The organism is Paraburkholderia caffeinilytica (assembly GCF_046030355.1).
GTDB classification, from domain to species: Bacteria; Pseudomonadota; Gammaproteobacteria; order Burkholderiales; family Burkholderiaceae; genus Paraburkholderia; species Paraburkholderia caffeinilytica_B.
The window spans coordinates 166,084-188,370 of sequence record NZ_JAQQCQ010000012.1 but is presented as its reverse complement, the minus strand read 5'-3'; the positions used below and the strand labels follow the sequence as shown (position 1 = coordinate 188,370).

Genomic DNA, 22,287 nt, shown 5'->3' with positions numbered 1-22,287 from the left:
GATCTGGAGGATGGCTGCGCGGCGCTCAGGCGCTCATCGCGACGAGTACCCGCCGCGGGCCGGAGAACGGCGCGCGCCCGTGCGACATCAGCAGGTTGTCGAGCACGAGCGCGTCGGCGGGCTGCCACGGAAACGACAGCATCGTGTCGCGATAGACCGCGCGGATTTCGTCGAGCATCGACGCGTCGATCGGCGTGCCGTCGCCAAAGAATGTGTTACGCGGCAGGCGGTCTTCGTCGACGACGTCCAGCAACGCCTCCTGCACCGCCAGCGGCAGATTCGATACATGAAACAGATGCGCCTGGTTGAACCAGACGGGGTCGCCCGTCAGCGGATGGCGCAATTCCGACTGGCAGACCTGACGCGTGCGCAGCGCCTCGCCGTCGTCGAGCCATTCATAGTCGATCTGGTTCGCGCGGCAGTACTGCTCGACCTCGTGACGATCGTCGGTGCCGAACACCTGCTCCCACGGCAGGTCGAGACCGTTGCCGTAATTGCGCACGTACATCACCCCGTGTTCGGCGAAGCGCCGCCGCAACGCCGGGTCCAGCCGCTGGTAGACGAGCCGGCTGTCGGCAATCGGCGTGGCGCCGCCCTGCTCCGCGGCGATGTCGCAGTAGAACCAGATCGAGCCCGGCCATTTCAGCGTGTACGACTGTTCGTTGTGCTGGTCGATCCACTGATCCGCCGGATATTCGGTCGACGAGTAGACGCCTTTTTCGATGCGGCTGCGCGGCGTCGAGCCGAACTCGTACGTGAGCAAAGGCTTGCCGAAGCTCGTCGCGAACGCGTTGAAGCCCGTGGCGCCCAACGGCGCAAAACCGCGCAGCAGCATGCCGCCGAACTGCGCTTTGGCGGACTCGGCGAGCTCGCGCAACTGCGCCAGACAGGCGGATGGCGCGAGCGTGCCGTCCGCGTTCGCGGGGCTTACCACCAGCACGCGGGTGCCGTTCTGCTCGATGACGTGCTTGAGGAGCGTCGCGTCTGTACTGCTGATCATTGCGTCCATGCTTCGCCTTTCGGCAGACGCGCCGGCACGCCGCGCCGCGGCTGCGCGAGCACGCCCGCAAGAAAACTGACGACGCACGCCAGCACGGGGCCGGGTGCATTGTCGAGATAGAAATGAGCGCCGTCGAAACTGTGGAACGCGCACGTGTCGCGGGTTTCGTCGCGCCAGCGCGCGACCACCTCCGCGCGGGCGGTGGCGGGATCGTCACGACCGGTGAACACGGCGATCGGGCAGTCGAGCGGCGCGCGGGCGGTGGCGGCGCCATCGGCATCATCCGCGTGATGCGGATAGGTGCCGCACAGATGGAAGTCGGCGCGCAACATGGGCATCAGGAAATCGATGAAATCGCGGTCGTCGAGCAATGCGTCGGGCGTACCGCCGAGCGAGCGCAGCCTGTCGACCATCTGCTCATGCGTGCAGCCGAGCCAGTGCGTCTCGCGAATGCGGAACGGCGGCGCCACCGAGGCCGACGCTCCAAACCACACCGCCGAGCCCGCACCTTGCGCGCGCAACGCGTGCATCAACTCAAGTCCGACCAGTGCGCCCATGCTGTGCCCGAACAAGGCAAACGGCACGGCCGGGTCGCGCCGCGCGCGCCACTCGCCGCATAACGCATCGATCAGTGACGGCCATTCCGTGTGCGCCGGCAGCGCGCGGCGCGCGCCATGTCCCGGCAATTCGAGCGGCACGACCTGCACGTTGCGCGGCAGATGCTGCGTCCAACGCCGATACAACGCCGCAGTGCCGCCGGCGTGGGCGAGACAGAACAGCTGCACGGGCGGCAACGTCGACGGCAACGACAGGGATGCCGCAACAGCACCTGTCATCGGTCAGGCCGCCGGACCTGCTTGCCCATCGGCGCCGCGCGCGGCGTCGGCGGCCATTGCCTCGCGCAGGCTCAGCGGGCGCATGTCGGTCCAGACTTCGTCGATCCACGCGAGGCAGTCGGCTTTCTTGCCCGACTTGCCCGCTTCGCGCCAGCCGGCGGGAATCGCCTTGTAGTCCGGCCAGATCGAGTACTGCTGCTCGTCGTTGATCACCACGTGGAAATTCGTATCTTCGTCGCCCCAGCTCATTGAACGCTCCGCTGCAGCCCGACCGGCTGCGATAGATGAAATGGTGCAAATGAGACTCATTCTTGAATCGGCAGACCATGCGGCCTGACAGAACGACGCGCCTCGGCCATGCCGAAGACTGCAGGTACAACGGGCCGCGCCGCATCGAACTGCGGTTCTATGCAAATGAGAATCATTGCTGTTTAGAAGCGCCACTCTGAGCGTTACGCCCTTCTTTGTCAAGCGGCCTCATCGTGCGGACAGTCAAAACGATTTAACCAGCCGCCCTCTCTTTTCACATTCTGTTCGGTCAACAACTTGACCCAATCCGCCGCCCGGCTCCGCTGTCCCCCTTCGACCGACTAGACTCCGATCTGGTCTTTCGAGGGGGCTTCTCTCAAGCAACCCCACCCCTCGATCTTTCAACCTGCCGCTCCCTCGGGCGGCAGGTTCTTTTTCGTAGAATCTCCACGGCATTTGCTGGACGGAACGGACAAAATATGAAAGAGCCACTCATGGAAGACATTCAACAGATGCGGATGCAACTTCTCGCCTACCAGACGTTAATTGCAGCGCTGCTCGCGAGAACATCCCCCACCCTCACCGAACTAGAACGTATGCGGCGGGCAATCCGGCGCAGCGCCACCTTCCATCCAATGGACGAACAGAATCGCGCTTCAGCGGGCGAGTACGCCGCCACGATTGAAGACGTATTTCTGTCTGCATCGCTCGCGATTCAGGATCTCGGAGAACCACCGCTTGCGCCTTGATGAGAGGCCTTCGCGGACATGATCTTGCAGCGGATCGGCCAGTCCCCGCTGCGGTCGAAAGATAGCCGCTCCAACTGGAAAATCGCGTGCCGCATTCGAGGAAATCATGCAGCTACCGAGCGTTGATAATTTCGTCAAAGACGGGCAATACGGCATCACGTACAACATTTGTGCCTATCGCGAACTTTCGCGCGAAGAGATGATGCGCGCCGTGCAGGTCTTTATTCAACAGCAAGGCGGGCGTCAACCGCGGCAAGGCGCGGTCGTCAAAATCTTTTCAGTGATCGGGCTCAATGATGGGTAATCGCGCGATGTCGGCGGCTCCATAGGGCTAGCTACCCCGGCTCGCATTGAAGCGCCGTATCACGCGTCTAGTTCAGGATCGAAAGCAGATCGGTGATGCTCACATTGGGCAACTGTTTGGCGATCATGTCCCAAAAGATCACGTCATGCATCGCACTGGCATCTTCGGCCGTCCTCCACTGCCGCGCACCGACAATGGTGTCGGCAGTTTCGTTCGCGGCATCAACGATTGTCTTAATGTGTTGTTTGTGCATGAACGGGTTATCGGCTGCGCGGCCGGCTTATTTAGGCCTTCGCGCAATCGTTTGCTGGCAGTGTGACTAACCTCGACACACTCCTGTCTGAATCTGGCTGCAGCAACCGGCCCCGTAAGGTGAGCGTACCGCGCGTGGCGCGCCTACATGATGGCTGTCCTCTTTCAAAAATGACCCAGGACAAGTCCGCCCCGAACATCCCGGATCAATCGGACACGCACAAACGGCAACGCAAAAGCGCTGCGTAGCAGCAAACCGGAATCGGAATGAAGCCACGTGCTGATAGCTGATGCGATTCTATCCGTCCAGGTTTGACATGCCATCTTATGGCGGCTATGGGAAAGATTCTGTCCGAGGACACCCCGTCATCACTGCGCCGCTTAACGAATTTATTTAAGCCCCCATTCCCTGGCTTCTGTGGCATTCTGCCCAATATTTCAAATGAGGATGACGAATGCACACTTTGTCTAATTCAAAGCCTGTCGCACTATGACAACGCTTTCTTTCACAATTCTGGTGCGGCTTACCGATGCCACAGACGGGCGAACCGGCTTTCTCATTCTGTTATCGCACGGGATTGCGTACGACATTGCTGAGCGACGGAATCCTTACCCTGCCTTACCCGATGTATGCGCGTCGCATTAGTGTCGTTGCCTCAGATATGTTTTTCCCCATCTCTGGTATAAACGATTTTATAAAGCTCTCTATACAGCCCGTCTCAGTCTTTTTGGAATATTGCCTCGGTGCATTCGAATTTGTCGTTTAAAATGCGCAGCCCACTTCACTACCACTTACCCGCTCAATGTCTCCAACTGACAATGTCCTGGCTTATTCGGCCACATAATAATGGCGCCACGATCATTTGCATAACATACGTCAACTAAAAAATCACAGAGTCTTGAGAGAGGCTTTGCAGGCCATAACATTCCGGGGAAACACCCATGCAGCAGGTACATACTGCGCCGCTCAGTTCGCGGCACAGTGCCGTGCCGACGCGAGCGAGCGCAATGACTCGCGTCGACATAGCGCTGTTCAATGGCTTTGCGCTGCCTAAGGTCGCGGCGCTCATCGAAATATTCCATAAGGCCAACGCGCTTGCCGCGTCGCAACGATCGGGCCGCGCACGCTACGACGTCTCGTTGCTTTCGGCTGCTGGTGGTCGCATCGCGAGCTCGTCCTCGGTGTTCGTCTGGACGGAAAGCGTCGATACCCACAAAGGCACGAACGACCCGCACCTGATATTCGTCGCAGGCGGCGCGGGCGCGCAGCAGGCACGCAGCGATGAGCGCCTGCGCAACTGGCTGCGCCACCGGCATCCGCTCAGCGAAATCGTGCATCCAATCGCGGAGGGCCGGTTGCTTCTGGAATCGGCTGGGCTTCCAGGCCGCGACTGCCCGCTACCCCGCAACAGCACTGAAGCAGGCGAACGCCGTCCGGCGCGCTCGCCAGGCGATGCGTCGGCAGCCGAACGGACGGCATTGCACATCATTGAAGAAGACCTCGGGCCTGAACTGGCGCGTCAGGTCGCCGAATCGGTCGCGCCGCAGCACAGTTCCCCCTTCAATTCTTCCGTCACCCGCAGCGGGGCGTCGCAGGTTAGCGAGAAAATCATGGCGTCGGCTCGCTGGCTGGAAGCAAACGTCGATCGTCCCATTTCAATCGACGACGCGGCGCGTCTCGCAGCCATGAGCGAGCGCAACTTCCTGCGGCGCTTCAAGAACGAGATCGGCATGACGCCCTCCGACTTTCTGCTGCGCGCGCGTCTTAACCTGAGTTGTCAGATGCTTGTCGAGTCGCGTTTGCCCATCGACAAGATTGCGCGGCACTGCGGGATTGGCAGCGGCGGCCAATTGGCCAAGCTGTTCAGAAAACATCTGGCGACCACCCCCACCGACTATCGGCTGAGCAAAAAAGTCTCGCCGGGCAGTCTCATCTGAGCGCGCGGCCCGGCTCTCCCCTTACAGCAGATTATCTGCGCGCGGCAGTCCTGCCTGGCGGAGAAGCCGCTCGTGCTGCCCACACATCGACACGGCTCGACACTTCGTCTTCGTCATACACGCTGCCATAAGCCACACACGCTACGGCAACCGTGGGACGCTGTGGTCTGGCATGTCGGTGACAGCCGCCAGGAACACTCGCCCAATAAATTACGCATGACATAGTCCGTAATTTATGAAATTTTTTTATTTCTATTTTTCAGTTTGAGTCTGAATAGCCCAATCCAGTCAGCGCCGTGCGCATGTGAAATACCCACTATTTTTTGTGGCACGAATTTCTTCCGAATCGAGGAATGATCCGGATGATTCCGCTATGACGACCGAAATGATGCATTGCGTATAAGCGTGCTATTCAGTCGCACAAGCGGAAAAATTCAGATATATCAGAATTTCGCCACGAATCGTACACATTCGAATCAACTGTCAATCAGGCCGTAGTCCCAGTAAATGGCCATTCCATAGCCTTCCATGAACCCGAAACGCGCAGAAATCATTCAATTGATGAATGCATGGCGAATAGGATTTTTTGGGGCATTTTCAGGTGGCAAAGCGTCACATCTGGTGCATAGAAATTACCAGTCTCGATACTCTTGATCAATTCCGCCAAGAGCATGGTTGAATCGGACGCCTCAGTCTGATCGGCGAGCCCTCGCGAATATGATGCGCTGCAGAAAACCTAATTTCGCTAATAGTGCCGAGGGCCAGCGGTATGGAATGTGCGACTGATATAACGAGGAAAACAATTCACCTCATGGTGGGCGGAAGCGTTGGATTAGCACGCCGCCACAGACAGGTGGTGATTCTCCTGTTCGAGGGCTTTTCACTTATTCACATGGGGCGTCTGGCGGAGACGTTCAGTCTTGCTAACCGTTTGCGTCATCCGGACAACGCGCTGCATAACTATTATGACCTGCGCCTCGTGTCCGCAAGCGGCGGGGCCATACGCTCGTCATCCGGTGTGCTGATCTGGACCGACGCGGTCGACTCGCACTATGCCAAAGACGTTCACGCGCTGTTTGCACTCGGCGCCGCGAGCATGCCCGTCGAAAGCGACGAACGGCTGCTCTCGTGGCTGCGCCACACCTATCCGCATGCGCAGGTGGTACAGGGCATCGGCGGTGGGCATGGCGTTCTCGAATTGGCCGGACTCGAGCCCAAGGACGTGGCGGCGGAGGTGGCGGGCGGCGCGATGACGACGGGTACGTTGTCTGCAACCAGAACAGCCGGCATCGACGCTGACGCGGGCGTCGCGCTAACCAGCGCGCTGTCCGTCGTCAAACGTGATTGTGGCTACGAGACGGCCAGCCAGGTCGCCCATGACCTGCTGCCCGTCACGCCGAAGCAGTTCACCCACTCGGTATTCAATTCCCGCGAGGCGCGCGCCAGCGACCTGATTCGCACGTCCGCGTATCAGTTGCGGGCCAGCAGCGAGAACCGTGTATCGATTGCGGATGCCGCCCAGGCCGTGGCGATGAGCGAACGTAATTTTCTGCGCCGTTTCAAGCAGGAGATCGGCGTCACGCCGACGGAGTTCGTGCTGCGAGTCCGCCTCGAAAAAGCCTGCCACATGCTGGTCGATACCGACCTGCCCGCCGACAAGATCGCCCGCCGTACCGGCCTGGGTAGTGGCGACCGGCTCGCCAAGCTGTTCCGCCAGCATCTCTCGATGTCGCCGACGGAGTACCGGACGCTTGAGCGAAACCGCCTGGCCGATAACGGGTCGTCCGAACCGGACGTCCTCGCGCGGGTACGCCGCCCCGTTTCGTAACGCGGCGGGAGAAAGCTGGATCGTTCATCACCCGGCTCCACGGAGATTCACATGAAACAAGCTGTCGCACGCCTGATCGATAGCGGGTGCCTTGCGCTCGCGGCTGTCATCGCAGCTCACATCGTGCCTGTCCAGGGCCGGGAAACCGGTCCGCTTCAGTTGCTGTTCGCCATCGTGATCATGCTGTCGGCGGCAGCGCTGTTGCCGGCTGTTCGCGCGTACGCCGTGCCGCCGATGCGCTCGATATACCGCCTCTGCACCCGGCTTCTGCCGGCATGGCTGGCCTTGCAGTTCGCCGGCCTCGTGCTGCTGCTTTCGATTCACCGCGAGGACGCCGCGCTTGTGTCCTGGATCGCATGGTGGACCTGTCTTGGCGTCGTGCTGCTCGCGTCATGGCGGCTGGCTGTCTGCGCGACGCGTTCGTCCCTGCGTATTTTCGCGTTGCGCGCGCGCAATGTCGTGGTTGTGGGCAATGGCGAGTACTTCAGGCAAATCGTTGCAAAGGTCGATTCCAGCCATCACCAGCGTTTTCGTGTCGCGGATGTCGTCGAGTTGCACACCGCCGACGGACGCCTCGGCGCCGGAATGGGCGAGCACGGCAAGACGGAACTTGCGCGCCTCGCCCAGCTCGCGGAGTCCGGCGGCATTCACGAAGTCTGGCTCGCGTTGCCGTTCTCCGCGCACGCAGTGGCGGCCCATTGCATCGAAGCGCTCAAGAGCACGCTGGTGGAAATACGGCTCATGCCGGACTTCATGCCGCTCGGGCTATACGCCGGGGTAGCGTCGTTCGACACACTCGAGATCCCTTCGCTCAGCCTCTCTCCATCGGCCATTTCCGGCGAAGCGATGACCGGCAAGGAGATCTTCGACCGGGCTTTCGCACTCGTCGCGCTGATCGGGCTGGCGCCGCTATTCGTGGCGATCGCCATTGCCATCAAGCTCTCTTCGCCAGGCCCGGTTTTTTTCCGGCAGCGTCGCAAGGGTCTGAAAGGACGCCCGTTCTCGATCTACAAATTTCGTTCGATGCGGGTTCATTCGGAAGAGCGCGGTGTCGTGCGTCAGGCCACGCGCAACGACAACCGGATCACGCCGGTGGGGCGTTTTCTGCGTCGCACGAGTCTCGACGAGATTCCGCAGTTCATCAATGTCCTGCGCGGCGAAATGTCGATCGTGGGTCCGCGTCCCCACGCGCTCGAGCACGACGATCTGTATGAGCCGTTGATCTCGGGCTACCTCGACCGCTATCGCATCAAACCGGGCATTACCGGCTGGGCGCAGATCAACGGCTATCGAGGTGAAACGGATGCGCTGGAAAAGATGGCGGGCCGCGTCGAGTACGACCTGTATTACCTGCGCCATCGATCGTTCTGGATGGATATCAAGATCGTGCTGCGCACGGTAGTTCGCGGGTTCGTCAGCAAGCAGGCGTACTAATCACCATGGGGAGCCGCGGACCGCGAGATGGAGGTCGGCGAACCCAATAAAAGGAATCGGAGTGAAGCAATTGAAAGTCAGGTCCAACGCGCTGCGTCGCGGCGGTGTCAACATGTTCTCGATGAATCGGCTTGCATGGATTGCGGCGCTCCAGCTCGCTCTGTCAGCCTGTTCGATTGCGCCCGGCATGAAAATGCAAAAGACGGCGACGTTGCCGCTCACCAGCGCGAGTGAGCAGGCGCCGGCCGAGCAGCTGCCCGTGCCGATGACCGAGGTGACCTTGTCGTCAATCGACGAGATCAGAGGCGAAGCCGAGCGCCGTAACGACGAGAGCGCGAGCGCCCTGCTCGGCCGCGGCCAGGCTTACACGATCGGTGTCGGCGACGTGCTTCAGATCACGGTCTGGGACCATCCGGAACTGGCCGCGGCATTGGGCTCGCAGCCGCCGGCAAACGCGCGCGCCTACGACCCGCCGCCGGGATTCATCGTCGATGACACCGGTTATCTGCGGTTTCCCTTTGTCGGGAATATTCGCGTCGAGGGCATGAAAGTCGACGAAGTCCAGCGCAAGCTAGCAGCGGAACTGGGCAAATCATTCCACGATCCTCAGGTGACGGTGCGCATTGCGTCGTTTCGCGCGAAGCAGGTGTATGTCGACGGCGAAGTCCGTACGGCGGGCGCGCAATCCATCAACGATATCCCCACCACGCTGTACGACGCGATCAGTCATGCCGGCGGCTTCAGCCCGGCTGCGGATCAGAGCCGCATTACGCTGACTCGCAACGGCCGTTCATACGACATCAACTTCACGGGGATGCTGCAGCGCGGTTTGAATCCTTCGAACATCATGCTGCGCCCCGGCGATCTGATTCGCGTTTCCGCCCGCGAAGAAAACGGCGTGTTCGTGCTGGGTGAAGTGACCAAACCGGTTACCGCGCTGCCGTTACGCAACGGCCAGTTGACGTTGAGCGACGCGCTTTCCCAGGCGGGCAGCATCAATTCGGCGACGGCGGACGCGGCGCAGCTGTATGTGATCCGCGGACTCGGCAAAGACGCGCGCGTCTTCCACCTCGACGCGGCCTCACCCGTCTCGATGATCCTCGCCAACCGGTTCGAGCTGCAACCGAAGGACATCGTCTATGTCGACGGAAACGGGCTGGTTCGTTTCAGCCGTGTGTTGAGCCTTCTGCTTCCAGGCATCAACGCGGGCCTTACCGCCGGCTTGGTGACGAAATGAGTATGACATTGCGATTTCTCCGCAGCCGGCGCACACGGGTGACGTCATGGTGAATCGCCGTTCCGCCATGGGCCTCTCGGCCGGTGCGGCAATACTGGGCGCCACTGCGGTCACGCGTGGATGGGGCGAATCCAGCGGGAATCAACCTCCGAACGGATTTCGCTGGCTCAGCGATTTCGCCGCCAAAGGCAAGGGCGCGAGCGACGACACCGGTACGTTCCAGCGCGCGATCGACTACGTCCGCAATATCGCACTGCGTACGCGCGATACGTCCTGTTTGCCCTCCTTGCTGATTCCGGCCGGCCGCTACGTTCTCACGGAGACGATCGACACCGCGCCCTGGATCAAGTTGTGCTCGGTGGGCGGCGTCCTGCTCGACTTCTCCCTGTTGCCTGTGGGCTGGAACGGGTTGACCTGCAGAAACGAAACCACCCTTCCCGCGACCGACTTGCGTTTCCCGGGCAACCGTTCGCCGTTTCTCGACGGCACCGGCGGCACGATCTCGATACTCGGCCCAGGCAAGGCGGAGTCCGAAGGATGGGGCATCGTGATGGGTAACCGGCAAGCGGGATTTTCGGGCGCCGTGAGAGACGCGGGCGGCCGCAATGTCGTGGTCACCGGCTGGCGCGGCGCGCTGCGGATCGATCCGATCAATACCTACCTGACAGCGTGGTTTTCGTCGCGCTTCGAACAGAACCGTGAGGACGGCATTTACGTAGCGCCGGGTGTGGGCAGAAGCGTGAATAGCGGCGAACGGATGACCTTTTCCGATTGCACGTTTGCCGGCTCCGCGCGCGCCATCGACATCAACTCGGACAGCATGGATTTCGTCTTCGACGCCTGCTCGTTCGATTTCAATGGCGACGTGGTGTATTTCGGCCGGCAGGCGCGTTTCGGCACGGTGGCGTTCAATCACTGCCACATCGAGGGCATCGACGGACTGCTCGTCAATGCGACGGCCGCGGGCAAGCATCTTCGCACTGTATTTCGCGACTCGATCGTGTTGCCGAGACGCTGGAAGCGCAAGGATCTCGACAACGCGCCGCGCCAACTGGTAGCGGGTACGGCGAAGTTCTCCGCGTCCGGCGTCGAGTGGCGTTTCGAGTCTCCGCCACAGGGTGCGTTGACGGCGCTGATCGGCGACGAGGTGCCGGTCGAGTCAATGAGCGCAATGAGCTTCCAGAAAATTCAGGCGCTGCCGTGGCGAGGAAGCGTGATCAATGCCGACAGTCTCTTCACGCTGGATAGCCCCGGAACACCCATGGGCGCACTCACGCATTGGAGCATGTCATCCGCCGCAACCGGGCGGAGTGCCGGCGAAATCGTCGCTACGGATACGGATGCGCGCTCGGGAAACAGCGCAACGCCCAGATCGAGGCAAGCGTTGCGGCTGGCCTCGCCGGATCAGGACAACGCGCCCTTCTCCGTGACCACGCGAACACCGTTCCCGGTGAACCCGGGCGATACCGTCCTGGCCGCCTGCACGGTGAACACGGTGAACACGGCGGGCACGAATGGCACGAATGGCACAACAGGCCGCACGACATTCACGTTCCAGTTCTACGTCGCGGGGGGCGTCCCGCTAAGCGTCAGTGAATCGCAGAGCCCGGCGAATGAACTTCCGTCCGCACAGGCAGCCGTTCCGGCCGGAGCCGTTCAGGCTGTCCTCAAGGCGACCTTCATCGGCTGGACGGGGAAGCTCGAGATCAGCGAACTGGCGGTATGGCGCTCGTCATGACGTGGGGTGCGCAAACACCCATCCGAGTCAGCAACGTCTCAACACCTAGATAGAAAAACCAGATGATTTCCAACGTTCTAATGGTTTGCCACGGAAACCTTTGCCGCAGCCCGATGGCCGCGGCGCTTCTTCAGCAACGCGTCGAGGGTCTGCGCGTCGGTTCCGCCGGTCTGGCGGCCGAAGTGGGACAACCGGCGGCGACCGAGGCCGTCGCGGTGCTGTCCGAAATGGGCATCGACATTCAGGCGCACCGCGCCACGCAGTTGACCCGGCAGCTCGCGAACGACGCCGAGCTCATCCTGACGATGACCGCGGCGCAGACACGGAGCCTGCAGTCGCTCTATCCGCTGATGCGCGGCCGCATCTTCTCGATCCGCGGCTTCGACGACGCGGATATCGACGACCCGATGGGCATGCCCATTTCCGCATTCCGTGCGTGTCGCGAGGCGCTGACCCACGGGATCGACTATTGGGTACGTCGGCTGAAAAACCTGAATGCACCGTCAGGTGAGCGCATGGTTCCGGATGCGGTCTGCGTGGACGGAGGTGCACAGTGAACCCGCCGTATGCACCGCAGGAAGTCGCCGCCGCCGAGAAAGAGTTCAACCTGGCGGCGATGCTCGATGTCTTCATGCTCTATCGCCACATGATGCTGTGGATTTTCGGAGCCGTATCGATTCTCGGCGTCGCAGCGGTACTGCTGTCGGATCCGCAATATCAGGTCAACATCATCACGCAGGTCGATGAAGGCTCGGCCGCAACCACCGCGTCGTCGCTGCTGGGTCAGGATCTTTCGTCGATGCTCGACGTCAAGTCGTCGGCCGATACGGAAATGCAGGTGCTTCAGTCGCGGCTGGTGGTGGCCTCGGCGGTCGACAACCTGCGCCTGGATATCGAGGCGGAGCCGGCCCGTTTTCCGCTCATCGGCCGCGCCATCGCGCGCTCCAACAAGGGGTTGTCCCACCCGGGCTTTCTGGGCATGGGCGGCTACACGTGGGGCGACGAGAGCGCGAGCGTCACGCGCTTCGACGTGCCCACGGTTTTCGAGGGAGAACGCTACCGCTTGACGGTGCTGGATGCCGGCACCTACCGGCTTTCGGGGACCGGTCTCGACCAGGACGTGGTCGGCCGGATCGGCAGGACCGAGACCTTCGTCACCGACGATGGCCCGATCACCTTGCAGGTGAGTGCGATCCGCGCGGCGCCCGGTGCCCGCTTCAAGCTCACGCGGCAATCGCGTCTGGAAACGATCGACACGCTGCAACGCAGTCTTTCCATCACTGAATTAGGCAAGGATTCCAATGTTCTGCAAGTGAAACTGCGTGGCAGCGATCCGGTGCTGATCACAGCGATCCTGAACGATATCGCGCGCCACTATGTCGGCCAGAACGAGGATCGCAAAGCGGAACAGGCCGCGCGTTCGCTGTCGTTCCTGCGCAGCCAGGTTCCGGACTTGCGTCAGAAACTCGATACGGCGGAAAGTGCCTATGCCGTGGTGCGGAGCAAGCTGGGATCGGTGGATCTCGACGGTGAGGCACGTGCCATCCTGCAGCAATCGGCCGACAACGAAACCCAGATCAGCACCCTCCTGCAAAAACGCGCGGATGCACTGACCCGCTTTGAGCCCACGAATCCGACGGTGGTCGCAATCGATCACCAGATCAAGGTGCTTCAGTCGCAATCGGCCGGCTTTAGCCAGCGCATCGACCGCCTGCCGGAGACCCAACGTCAGGTGGTGAAGGCGCAACGCGACGTCAAGATCAGCAACGACCTTTACGTCGGCTTGCTGAACAACATCGAACAGTTGCAGATTCTGGAGGTGGGACGGATCGGCAACGTCCGCGTTCTCGATAACGCCTTGTTGCCCGACCAGCCGATTCGCTTGTGGCGCCCCGTGTTGTGCCTCGTCGTGATCGTGCTCGCCATGTTTGCAGCGGCCGCCGCCGCTTTCATTCGCGACCTGCTGTTCCGTGGGATTTCCGATTCGCACGAGATCGAAGAACAGACCGATCTCAGCGTGTTCTCGGTGGTGCCGATGGCGAACCGCCGCGGCTTCCGGGTGGCGGGCTACCTGCGTCGCAAAACGCCCGCGCGGCGCCCGCTGGCGTTCGTCGATCCGGCCGACCCGGCGATCGAGAGTTTGCGCAGTCTTCGCACGGCGTTGCAGTTTTCGCTGTCCGATTCGGGCAACAAGATCGTGATGTTCACCGGGCCGTCACCCAACATCGGCAAATCGTTTATCGCGTCGAACGTGGCCGCGGTCCTCGCGCGCACCGGCAAACGTGTTCTATTGATCGACGGTGACCTTAGACGTTGCGGACTGAGCCGCGCCTATGGCTGCCACTCGGCGGTCGGGCTATCCGACGTGATCGCCGATGTCCGCAAGCTCGACACGTCCATCCGCCCGGTCGAACGCTCGACGCTCGACTTTCTCCCGAGCGGGTCGATGCCGCCCAATGCGGCCGACCATTTGAGCGAGCCGAGCGTGCCCGGGCTTTTCCGGACGCTTTCCGAGCGTTACGACGTGGTGATCGTCGACACCGCCCCGCTCCTGCCGGTCCCTGACGCGGCCATTCTCGCGCCCTATTCCAGCGGCAACGTGTTCCTGGTGGCGCGCGCCTCCATCACGAAACCGGCGGAACTCGAAGAATGCGCACGACGCCTGCGGCAAGTCGGCGTCGACGTGAAGGGCGTGGTACTCAACGGAATCGACCGTCATGCAGGACGTTTCCGCTACGGCACCACCTATGGAAGCTATCGCTATGGGCGCTCGCGTGGCGAAGATGCACGCCCTGTGATGGACGAGGTGGCGCAATGACGCAGCGAAGCCGCGACGCCTGGGCGGCATCGTTGCTGTCCGTCAGCGCGCTCGGCTCGGCCGGGCTGGCGTTCGCCGTTCAGGCGACGCTCGCGCGATCCCTGTCGCCTTCGGCGTACGGGCAGTTCGCCGCCGCGCTCGCCGTGGTGACGATCATTGCTCCGGCGGTCGGCTTCGGAGTGCCGTCCTTCTGGCTGAAGGCCTACGGCACCGAAGGCTGGGCGGCAAAGCGCTGGATGGAAGCATCGGTTCGTTTCATCACGCGCAGCGCGCTCGTGTGCCTTGCCGCCGCCGTGCTCTGGGCATGGATCGGCACGGCCGACGCACGCACCAGACAACTGCTGCTGTGGATGCTTCCCGTAGTGCTGGCCCAGGGCGCCATCGAAATGGCTTCGGCCAAACTCCAGCTCGAAGAGAAGTTCGGGCGGGTTGCCATGTGGCAGGCATTGCAGCATGCCGGACGTCTCGCGCTGGTGCTGGCTTGCTGGCAGCTGGGGGCAAGCAGCGAGGCGATTGCATTCGGCTTTGGCTGCATTGGCGCACTCGTGACGCTCGGCGCCTGGCGCTCGGTCACCGCGCTGCGCCGTGGCGCGGTGGAACTGATCGGACACGGGCCGGAATCCGCGGCGCGAAGCGCGAGCGGGCGTTTGCCGGCGCCGTCGATTCATGAACTCTGGTTTAACGCCATGCCTTTCGGCATGGCCAGCCTGCTTTTTTATGCCTATGGGCAAAGCGGGCTCGTGATCGTCTCGCACCTCGGCGCACCGCAGGACGTCGGCGTCTACAGCGTCGCCGTGACGATCCTGACTGCCCTTTATCTGTTGCCCACCGTTCTGTTCCAGAAGCTTCTGATGCCGCGCCTTCATCGGTGGGCCGCGTCGGGCGACGAGCGTCTCGAACGGATGTACCGCGACGGCAACAAGTGGATGTTCGCCTCGGGCGTCGCATTGGCCGGCATCGCGGCATGGCTCGCGCCGTTCGTGATTCCGCTGGTATTCGGCCGGCAATACGAGCAATCGGTCAATGTGGTCGTGCTCATGACGTTGAGCACCCCATTCAGATTTCTGACGGTCAGCGCTTCCTCCGTGATGACGACCCGCAATCTGATTCGCGTGCGCAACCGTTGCGCGTTTGCTGCGCTGCTCTTCAGCGTGATTGCCGGCGTTATTGGCGTATTGCTCGCGGGCATTGTCGGCGCGGCGATTGCATCGATCGCGGGCGAAGTGGTGTGGGCTGTGTTGTCCGTGCTGTGCGCCCGTCACTTCCTGGTGCGTGGACGGCACAAGCCAGTGCCGGTCGCGGAGCTTCAGCAGAACGCCAATGATGCGCCTCCCCCGCTATCCGAACAGATTCCGGTCAGCGTCATCATTCCCTGTTTCAACTGCCGCGATACGCTCGAACGCGCCATCCAGTCAGTATTCCTGCAGACGTGCCGCCCACAGGAGTTGATCCTCGTCGACGATTGCAGCACGGATGGCACACGTGAGCGGCTCGGCGAACTGGCGCAGCGGTATCCGGCCCACTGGATTCGCGTTCTTCTGCAGCCTCGCAATGCCGGACCGGGCGCCGCACGTAATGCGGCATGGGCGGTGGCGACGCAGCCCTATATTGCGTTTCTCGATTCGGATGACAGCTGGCACCCGGCAAAGATGGAGATCCAGTACGGATGGATGCGTGCTCATCCCATGGCGACGATCACCGGCCATCCCGTGGCGTTTCTCGACACCGGCGAGCGGCCCGAGTCGCAGCCACGGCCGTCCGTCGGCGCGCCCCACCGCGTGTCGCGTCAGCGGGTCCTGTTCTCGAACCGCTTCACACCATCGAGCATTCTGATGCGCGCGGATGTCGGCGCACGGTTCGATGAGACGAAACGGCATGCCGAAGACTATTTCATGCTGCTCGAAGTCGTTCTGGTGGATGGCGGCGAGGCCTACCTGTTTTCGAGCCCGCTTTCGTACATCTACAAGGCGCAGTTCGGCGCGCGAACCGGCCTGAGCGCTCAACTCTGGAAAATCCAGAAAGGCGAACAGGACAACTACCTCCGCTTCCGTCGACGCAGAGTCATCAGCAATGTCGAATGGGTGTGTTTCTCCCTGCTGAGCGCGGTCAAGTATTTTCGGCGCTGCGTGGTGTCGCGGAGATTCACATGAGGAACGCTCCCACCATCAACGTACCCACAATCGCCGCAACGCACCAACTGGCCGGGCGTGCGATATGACTTACTACCTCATTCCCCTGCTGATCTTTTACTTCGGCGTGGCGCTGTGCATCGCCTATGGCGGGACCAATCCTGCCGTCGTTCTCACGTGTGCGTTGCCGATGGTCGCGCTGGCCGTGTTGCGCGGCCATAGCGGCACCGACACGGCGGCGTACTACCAGGCATTCACGGACCTCGGCCAGGGCAACGGCTATGGCGCCGAGCCGCTGTTCAATGCGTATGCGCAGTTTCTCTGGGCTATCGACCCCGACCCGCGCTTCGTCGTCAACAGCATTTCCATGACCACCGCGCTGCTGTTGCTATGGTCCATTTCCCGCAGCCGCTTCGGCATCTGGTTCGGTGGACTCGTGCTCGTGCCGGGCATGTTCTACGAGCTGACCATGAACGTGATGCGATTCGGTCTCGCATCGGCGATCTTCCTGCTCGCGACGCGCGTTTCGCCCCAGCAGAAACCACTTCGCTACTTCATTTACGCGGTGATCGGCACCTGTGTGCATTTTTCTTCGGCGCTGCTGTTCCTGCTTTTCATTGCGACCACCCGGCGCGGCCACACGCTGATGTTTGTCGGCGTGGCGGTCGCCGTCATTCTCGGCTCACTGCTGATGCCTGACTACTTCGCCGACAAAACCAGTCTGTACACCGGAATATCGGCGCCGAATGCATCGTCCGGATTGCTCTTCCTGATGATTCAGATGTTGATGCTGGGCGTGATGATCGTGTACCGGCGGCAGTTTGCCATTCCACCTGTCGGCTGGCTGATCTGCGCGGTATTGGCGGCAGCGCTTTACGGCATGACCCAGGTGACCTATGCGGGCATCCGCTTCCAGCTGATCCTCGTGTATCTGATGCTGGTCATGCTCTGGCGTCAGTTCTCTCCGCCGACCGGACGCATGCGGACCCATCTCGCGACCTGGCTGTTCGTGATCGGACTGATCGCGCTCGCGGGGCGCATCCACAACATGACCGACGAAGAAGGACACGGCGAGTCCCCGTTTCTGCCTTATCAGACGGCTCCAGCAATCCAGCAACTAGGGTGAGCGATCATGCGACAAAAAATCGTACACGTAACGGAAGCATTGGGCGGTGGCGTGCTGCATTGCGTTGCGCTGCTGGCCAATCGTCAGGCCGCCGCGGGCGACGACGTCGTCGTGCTGCATTCCATGCGGCAAGACACGCCGCCGGCGGCGAAGCTGAACGAATTATTCGATCCAAAGGTGCGTCGCCATATCGTGGACATGCGTACCTCCATCGGCGCGCACGATATCGTGAGCATGTTCCGGCTTCTCATCGTCCTGTTCCGGGAGCGCCCGGACATTGTTCATCTTCACTCGTCGAAAGCCGCTGCGTTGGGCCGGATCGCGGCGCGCTTTCTCGGCATCACTGCGCGCACGATCTATTCGCCACACGGGTTCGCCTTTCTCAAAGAAGATATCTCACCGCGCAAGATCAAGCTGTTTTTGCTGATCGAGCGAATGCTGCACGCAACGGGTGGGCATATCGTCGCCTGTTCGAAAAGCGAATTGCGTTACGCGCGAATGCTGCTTTTGCGTGCGGAACGCACGAGCCTTGTCGAAAACGCGGTGAAACTCGATGAATTTCATCCGGGCGGTAGCAGACGGGCCGGCGAAGCGGTAGTCGTATGCACGTCGGCGCGCGTCACGTATCAGAAGGCGCCGTGGCGATTCACGCAGCTTGCGCAGCGCTTCCCGGATACATCGAAGGCCCGCTTCGTATGGTTCGGTGACGGTGAAGCCGATGCGATTGACCGTTGGATCGATCGCGACGCCGTTCAGTTGAGCGGCTGGATTCCCGCAGCGGAGCTTCGACGGCGGCTTCTGCAATGCGACATCTTCGTGCTGCCTTCGCTATGGGAAGGCATGCCGATCGCACTGATCGAAGCGCAGGCGGCCGGACTCCCCGCGGTCGCCAGCCGCATCGTCGGCAACCGCGATGTCATTGTTCACGGCGTGACAGGCTTTCTTGCGAACGACGATGAAGAGCTGGCGCACTACACCCAGCGATTGATCGACGATGCGGCGCTGCGTCAACGGATGGGGGCCGCCGCGAGCGCGCACGCCCGCGCCCGGTTCGGCGACACGCAGCTCTTCCGTTCTTATGTGGGGGTCTACCGGCGACTGCTGACGCCGGTACAACGCCACCGCTTACCGGTCGCGACGCACGCACTTTCCCATGAGGTTCCGAAATGAACGCACCTGAAGTCGATGTCGCGCCCAGCGTTGCATCGAGCCATCCTGCCACTCGATCGTCCCCCGCCGGCAACGTCCAGCCGGCGACTATCCGCCGCGAGACACGCATCGCGTTCTTCGGATTCTATGGACGCCACAACTTCGGCGACGATCTGTTCGGCTACCTGCTGCAATCCATATCGATCAGAACGCCGGGGATTCGTCCGCTGATAGTCGGCGCATCGCCCGCGCAAGAATTGACGCATCTGTTTCACCTGCCGGTTGCAAGAGCATTGTGGGCACGTCCTGGGCTAATCGGCGTCGCGGCGCGGTCGGTGACCTATGTGGCTGCCGTCCTGCGTGCTCAGGCCGCAATCTTCGGCGGCGGCTCGCTCTTCGGCGCCAACGCTTCGCTGCCCTTCGCGAGGCTGATCGTCAACACGGGACGACGGTTCAACCGGCCCGTCGCCGCGCTCGGCGTGTCGGTCGGACCATTCGACTCGATGGAGCGGCACCACGCGTTTGCGCGTGTGCTTAGAGACATGCCGTGCATTGCGGTCCGCGACGAAGCGTCGGTCCGCGCGGTTGCCGACGCGACCGGATCGGCGCCAGCCAATCTCAAGGACCTCGCTTTCGCGTTGCCGGCGCTCTATGCGCCAAAGCGCAAACCGGATGATCGACGCACCCTGATCGTGTCCATTCATCTGCGGCAGTACATGGACGCGGTGCTGGCGATACTCGCGAGAGTCGACAGCCAACGCCTCGTCGATGAGGTGCTGTTCGTTTCGCTGGACGACGAAAGCGTCGCGGTAACCGGAGACATCGCCCGTCTGTTCTCGCCGTCGAACGTCTCCGTGAGCCGCTTTCAATACGGCGATTCGATTACCGAGGTTGTCGATCTGCTGGCGGCCGCCACGTGTGTGGTCACCTCGAAGCTGCACGGCGCGATCGTCAGTTTCGTATATGACGTCCCCGTCATGCTGTTCTGCTATCAGCGCAAGTGTGCGGAATTCCTGCTGGACAATGCATTGCCGGGCCCCCGCGAGCCCCAACCGCCGGATGACCTGTGTGTGAGGCACGTCACAGCGCTTCTCTCACAGGGCAGCCGCGAGAAACGATATGCGGGCGCGGGCTGGCATCTCGACCAGTTCACGCAGTTCATCGCCGCTATCGGCAACGCCCGGACATGCACGGACGCTGCTTGACGATGGGTGGAACGTGATGATGCAGGGGAGCAGAAAGCCCTACCCTGCATCATCACGGCGGCGCCGTTTATATCTGCAATTCGGCCATGCGGGTAGCGAGATAGTCGCCGAAGTCGGCCGAGACCTCGGGATGGCGCAGCGCGAACTCCACCGTCGCCTTCAGATAGCCCAGCTTGCTGCCGCAATCGAAACGCGTGCCTTCATACCGATAGGCTAAAACCTGCTCATCGTGCAGTAACGACTGGATCGCATCCGTGAGTTGCAACTCGCCTCCGCTGCCCGGCCGCAACGCACGCAGATGCTCGAAAATCCGTGGCTTGAGTACATAGCGCCCCACTACGCCGTAACGGGAAGGCGCGTCCGCGGGTGCGGGCTTCTCGACGATGCCGGACAGCTTGAAGATGTTCTGCTCCCATTGCTTGCCGTCGATCACGCCATAAGACTTCGACTCGTCCGGCGCAATCTCTTCGACACCCAGCACCGACGTATGGTAATGATCGAATACGTCGATCATCTGCCGCAGCACCGGTGGCTTGCCGTCCAGCAGATCGTCGGCCAGCACCACGGCAAACGGGCTGTCGCCGACCAGCTTTTCGGCACACAGCACGGCATGCCCCAGACCCAGCGCTTCGGCCTGGCGAACATAGAAACAGTCCACATGGCTGGGCTTGATGCTCCGTACCAGCGACAGCAGTTTCTCCTTGCCGCGTGCCTCGAGTTCCGCTTCGATCTCGTACGATTTGTCGAAATGGTCCTCAATGGCGCGTTTGCTGCGCCCCGTCACAAAGATCATTTCAGTGATCCCTGCCGCGATGGCTTCTTCAACGGCATATTGAATCAGCGGTTTATCGACAATGGGCAACATCTCTTTCGGGCTTGCTTTAGTTGCCGGAAGAAAGCGGGTGCCGAGTCCCGCCACGGGAAAAACGGCTTTCGTTACTTTAAGCATGGGACTTGAATCTCGCGTGTGGAATGATCAGGCATTAATCCGGAAATGTGGGTGCCCGGACCATAAAAAGAACCTGCCCGCATCAAACCGGAATCCGGGCAGGTTTAACCGAGGCATTCAGGGTTCGCCGGGCGTGGCGAACCCCGGATAAGTATCGTCTGCCATTACCCGGTTCGGGAGGGGCATTGTCGGATCACGCTGATCAATTGACGGAACGTTACAGTAATGTCATTTACCAGCAGCGATAATTACGTTTAAAAAGCATTTCGCCTATCAAGCGACCGGTGAAATAAACGCCATTGATTCCCGTTGATATGGGACATTGGCGGAAGGGGTCAAGGTTTTGTCACAAATGGGAATGCCCACGCGGGTAAACTCCGGAACAGAGCATATCGCCGGTATATGATCGGCGATGAGACATCAACCTTCGCATGCAAGATAGACCCTTGACCAAGAAATCAGATAGCCTGCGAGCAATCGCCGCATTCAACCAGTCGTATCTCCTGCTCGCGCAGCGGATGCTTGGCGAAGACCGGGAGCAGGCAAAACGCGCGCTCGGACTATCCGATTCAATGGCGACGCGGATCTGTTCATTGAGCGCGGCCGAAATCGAAATCCTCGCCGATAGCTCGGACGTGATCTGTCAATTCAGAGCGGACGCGGCGCCCGGCCGGGCATGACACCTGAAGACCGCGCTCAGCGTTGCCAGCGAGGGGCCTGCGGCAGATTCGCCATCGCGCATGACAACATTTAACGTGACGACTCCATCTGTTCTCTGTCTGAAAGGCACTATAGTAGAGGGGACTTTCAGCCAGCAGAAGGGGTTCGAGTATGAAATCACGTCTATATCGCACCACGGCTACAGGGCTTCTGATCGCTGTCCTGCTACCTGTCACGGCCGCCCACGCACAACTGGGCAACCTGCTCAACCAGGGCTCGGGCGGCGGATCGTCCGGCGGCCTCGGGAGCCTGGGCAGCGCCTTGTCAGGGCAGTCAATCACTTCCGGCAGCACCGGCAACGTCGCGGGCGTGCTGGAGTTCTGCATGAAGAACAACTACCTCAGCAGCAGTAGCGCCTCTTCGGTCAAAGACTCGCTGATGAGCAAGCTCCCGGGCGGCTCCAGTTCAGCCTCGTCCGACAGCGGCTATACCAACGGCGCCAAGGGCATCCTGAGCAGCGGCGACGGCAAGCAACTGGACCTGAGCGGCGGCGGCCTGAAGGAACAGGTCACGAAACAGGTCTGCGACAAGATTCTCGCGCAGGGGAAATCCTTGCTGTAAGCCGGTGTCGAGCAATGCGTGGGTGGGCGCGGGCGCTGCGTTGAATCACGGGCGCCATCCCGGCT

The 22,287-nt window shown here is 61.4% G+C and carries 20 protein-coding genes; 15 read left to right on the top strand and 5 right to left on the bottom strand.

Annotated features, from left to right (window positions below; all coding sequences use genetic code 11):
• Positions 1–25: 25 nt before the first annotated feature.
• The 3 genes from PQQ95_RS19735 to PQQ95_RS19725 are packed head-to-tail and all read right to left on the bottom strand — an operon-like array spanning position 26 to position 2,085.
• Complete coding sequence (locus PQQ95_RS19735) at positions 26–1,009, bottom strand: TauD/TfdA family dioxygenase (RefSeq protein WP_408439511.1); 984 nt, start codon at positions 1,007–1,009, stop codon at positions 26–28.
• Entirely contained in the window at positions 997–1,836 is an 840-nt protein-coding gene (locus PQQ95_RS19730; protein WP_408439508.1) for a thioesterase II family protein, read from the bottom strand. Before PQQ95_RS19730 ends, PQQ95_RS19735 begins: the two co-directional genes overlap by 13 nt.
• A gap of 3 nt (positions 1,837–1,839) precedes the next feature.
• The gene (locus PQQ95_RS19725; protein WP_408439505.1) at positions 1,840–2,085 is read right to left on the bottom strand and encodes an MbtH family protein; all 246 of its coding nucleotides are present in this window, start codon (positions 2,083–2,085) and stop codon (positions 1,840–1,842) included.
• Positions 2,086–2,579: 494 nt separating this feature from the next.
• On the opposite strand from PQQ95_RS19725, the gene PQQ95_RS19720 reads away from it, so the two are divergent.
• Together PQQ95_RS19720 and PQQ95_RS19715 are read left to right on the top strand one after the other, a co-directional pair.
• Positions 2,580–2,834 (top strand): hypothetical protein, encoded by a 255-nt coding sequence (locus tag PQQ95_RS19720; RefSeq protein ID WP_408439502.1) that lies wholly within the window; start codon positions 2,580–2,582, stop codon positions 2,832–2,834.
• Positions 2,835–2,940: 106 nt separating this feature from the next.
• Positions 2,941–3,138: a hypothetical protein gene (locus PQQ95_RS19715; protein WP_408439501.1), complete on the top strand. Its 198-nt coding sequence runs from the start codon at positions 2,941–2,943 to the stop codon at positions 3,136–3,138.
• 67 nt (positions 3,139–3,205) lie between these two features.
• Here the strand turns inward: PQQ95_RS19715 and PQQ95_RS19710 are convergent, their stop codons facing one another.
• A complete protein-coding gene (locus PQQ95_RS19710) occupies positions 3,206–3,391 on the bottom strand; it encodes a hypothetical protein (protein WP_408439498.1) in 186 nt (61 codons plus the stop codon).
• A gap of 941 nt (positions 3,392–4,332) precedes the next feature.
• On the opposite strand from PQQ95_RS19710, the gene PQQ95_RS19705 reads away from it, so the two are divergent.
• The 11 genes from PQQ95_RS19705 to PQQ95_RS19655 all read left to right on the top strand — a co-directional run bounded on the left by PQQ95_RS19705 (position 4,333) and on the right by PQQ95_RS19655 (position 19,992).
• Positions 4,333–5,328 (top strand): GlxA family transcriptional regulator, encoded by a 996-nt coding sequence (locus PQQ95_RS19705; RefSeq protein ID WP_408439495.1) that lies wholly within the window; start codon positions 4,333–4,335, stop codon positions 5,326–5,328.
• Positions 5,329–6,193: 865 nt separating this feature from the next.
• Positions 6,194–7,156, top strand: a complete 963-nt coding sequence (locus PQQ95_RS19700; RefSeq protein WP_408439588.1) for a GlxA family transcriptional regulator — start codon at positions 6,194–6,196, stop codon at positions 7,154–7,156.
• Between the two features lie 51 nt (positions 7,157–7,207).
• Complete coding sequence (locus tag PQQ95_RS19695) at positions 7,208–8,590, top strand: undecaprenyl-phosphate glucose phosphotransferase (protein WP_408439492.1); 1,383 nt, start codon at positions 7,208–7,210, stop codon at positions 8,588–8,590.
• A 112-nt stretch (positions 8,591–8,702) separates the two neighbouring features.
• On the top strand, positions 8,703–9,827 hold the full coding sequence (locus tag PQQ95_RS19690; protein ID WP_408439585.1) for a polysaccharide biosynthesis/export family protein: 1,125 nt from the start codon (positions 8,703–8,705) through the stop codon (positions 9,825–9,827).
• A gap of 46 nt (positions 9,828–9,873) precedes the next feature.
• Positions 9,874–11,565 (top strand): hypothetical protein, encoded by a 1,692-nt coding sequence (locus tag PQQ95_RS19685; RefSeq protein ID WP_408439490.1) that lies wholly within the window; start codon positions 9,874–9,876, stop codon positions 11,563–11,565.
• Positions 11,566–11,627: 62 nt separating this feature from the next.
• Complete coding sequence (locus tag PQQ95_RS19680; protein ID WP_408439487.1) at positions 11,628–12,122, top strand: arsenate reductase/protein-tyrosine-phosphatase family protein; 495 nt, start codon at positions 11,628–11,630, stop codon at positions 12,120–12,122.
• Entirely contained in the window at positions 12,119–14,383 is a 2,265-nt protein-coding gene (locus PQQ95_RS19675; protein ID WP_408439485.1) for a polysaccharide biosynthesis tyrosine autokinase, read from the top strand. Before PQQ95_RS19680 ends, PQQ95_RS19675 begins: the two co-directional genes overlap by 4 nt.
• Positions 14,380–16,533, top strand: coding sequence for a glycosyltransferase (locus tag PQQ95_RS19670; RefSeq protein ID WP_408439483.1), 2,154 nt, complete (start codon positions 14,380–14,382; stop codon positions 16,531–16,533). The genes PQQ95_RS19675 and PQQ95_RS19670 overlap by 4 nt, the downstream gene beginning before the upstream one ends.
• 64 nt (positions 16,534–16,597) lie before the next feature.
• Positions 16,598–17,638, top strand: coding sequence for an EpsG family protein (locus tag PQQ95_RS19665; RefSeq protein ID WP_408439481.1), 1,041 nt, complete (start codon positions 16,598–16,600; stop codon positions 17,636–17,638).
• A gap of 6 nt (positions 17,639–17,644) precedes the next feature.
• On the top strand, positions 17,645–18,808 hold the full coding sequence (locus PQQ95_RS19660) for a glycosyltransferase (RefSeq protein WP_408439479.1): 1,164 nt from the start codon (positions 17,645–17,647) through the stop codon (positions 18,806–18,808).
• On the top strand, positions 18,805–19,992 hold the full coding sequence (locus tag PQQ95_RS19655) for a polysaccharide pyruvyl transferase family protein (protein WP_408439476.1): 1,188 nt from the start codon (positions 18,805–18,807) through the stop codon (positions 19,990–19,992). The genes PQQ95_RS19660 and PQQ95_RS19655 overlap by 4 nt, the downstream gene beginning before the upstream one ends.
• Before the next feature lie 67 nt (positions 19,993–20,059).
• Here PQQ95_RS19655 and galU read toward each other — a convergent pair whose 3' ends face one another.
• Entirely contained in the window at positions 20,060–20,941 is an 882-nt protein-coding gene (gene galU / locus PQQ95_RS19650) for a UTP--glucose-1-phosphate uridylyltransferase GalU (protein ID WP_408439473.1), read from the bottom strand.
• Between the two features lie 446 nt (positions 20,942–21,387).
• Here galU and PQQ95_RS19645 point away from each other — a divergent pair, with 446 nt between their 5' ends.
• Together PQQ95_RS19645 and PQQ95_RS19640 are read left to right on the top strand one after the other, a co-directional pair.
• Positions 21,388–21,621 carry a flagellar transcriptional regulator FlhD gene (locus tag PQQ95_RS19645; RefSeq protein WP_408439470.1) on the top strand — a complete coding sequence of 78 codons (234 nt, stop codon included), beginning with the start codon at positions 21,388–21,390 and terminating at the stop codon, positions 21,619–21,621.
• A 151-nt stretch (positions 21,622–21,772) separates the two neighbouring features.
• The gene (locus PQQ95_RS19640) at positions 21,773–22,222 is read left to right on the top strand and encodes a YjjA family protein (protein ID WP_408439468.1); all 450 of its coding nucleotides are present in this window, start codon (positions 21,773–21,775) and stop codon (positions 22,220–22,222) included.
• The last annotated feature ends 65 nt before the right edge of the window (positions 22,223–22,287 follow it).

Coding starts and splice junctions, on each gene's coding strand:
- PQQ95_RS19735 (WP_408439511.1), bottom strand. CDS start 1,009: ATGGACGCAATGATCAGCAGTACAGACGCGACGCTCCTCAAGCACGTC.
- PQQ95_RS19730 (WP_408439508.1), bottom strand. CDS start 1,836: ATGACAGGTGCTGTTGCGGCATCCCTGTCGTTGCCGTCGACGTTGCCG.
- PQQ95_RS19725 (WP_408439505.1), bottom strand. CDS start 2,085: ATGAGCTGGGGCGACGAAGATACGAATTTCCACGTGGTGATCAACGAC.
- PQQ95_RS19720 (WP_408439502.1), top strand. CDS start 2,580: ATGGAAGACATTCAACAGATGCGGATGCAACTTCTCGCCTACCAGACG.
- PQQ95_RS19715 (WP_408439501.1), top strand. CDS start 2,941: ATGCAGCTACCGAGCGTTGATAATTTCGTCAAAGACGGGCAATACGGC.
- PQQ95_RS19710 (WP_408439498.1), bottom strand. CDS start 3,391: ATGCACAAACAACACATTAAGACAATCGTTGATGCCGCGAACGAAACT.
- PQQ95_RS19705 (WP_408439495.1), top strand. CDS start 4,333: ATGCAGCAGGTACATACTGCGCCGCTCAGTTCGCGGCACAGTGCCGTG.
- PQQ95_RS19695 (WP_408439492.1), top strand. CDS start 7,208: ATGAAACAAGCTGTCGCACGCCTGATCGATAGCGGGTGCCTTGCGCTC.
- PQQ95_RS19690 (WP_408439585.1), top strand. CDS start 8,703: ATGTTCTCGATGAATCGGCTTGCATGGATTGCGGCGCTCCAGCTCGCT.
- PQQ95_RS19685 (WP_408439490.1), top strand. CDS start 9,874: ATGGTGAATCGCCGTTCCGCCATGGGCCTCTCGGCCGGTGCGGCAATA.
- PQQ95_RS19680 (WP_408439487.1), top strand. CDS start 11,628: ATGATTTCCAACGTTCTAATGGTTTGCCACGGAAACCTTTGCCGCAGC.
- PQQ95_RS19670 (WP_408439483.1), top strand. CDS start 14,380: ATGACGCAGCGAAGCCGCGACGCCTGGGCGGCATCGTTGCTGTCCGTC.
- PQQ95_RS19665 (WP_408439481.1), top strand. CDS start 16,598: ATGACTTACTACCTCATTCCCCTGCTGATCTTTTACTTCGGCGTGGCG.
- PQQ95_RS19660 (WP_408439479.1), top strand. CDS start 17,645: ATGCGACAAAAAATCGTACACGTAACGGAAGCATTGGGCGGTGGCGTG.
- PQQ95_RS19655 (WP_408439476.1), top strand. CDS start 18,805: ATGAACGCACCTGAAGTCGATGTCGCGCCCAGCGTTGCATCGAGCCAT.
- galU (WP_408439473.1), bottom strand. CDS start 20,941: ATGCTTAAAGTAACGAAAGCCGTTTTTCCCGTGGCGGGACTCGGCACC.
- PQQ95_RS19640 (WP_408439468.1), top strand. CDS start 21,773: ATGAAATCACGTCTATATCGCACCACGGCTACAGGGCTTCTGATCGCT.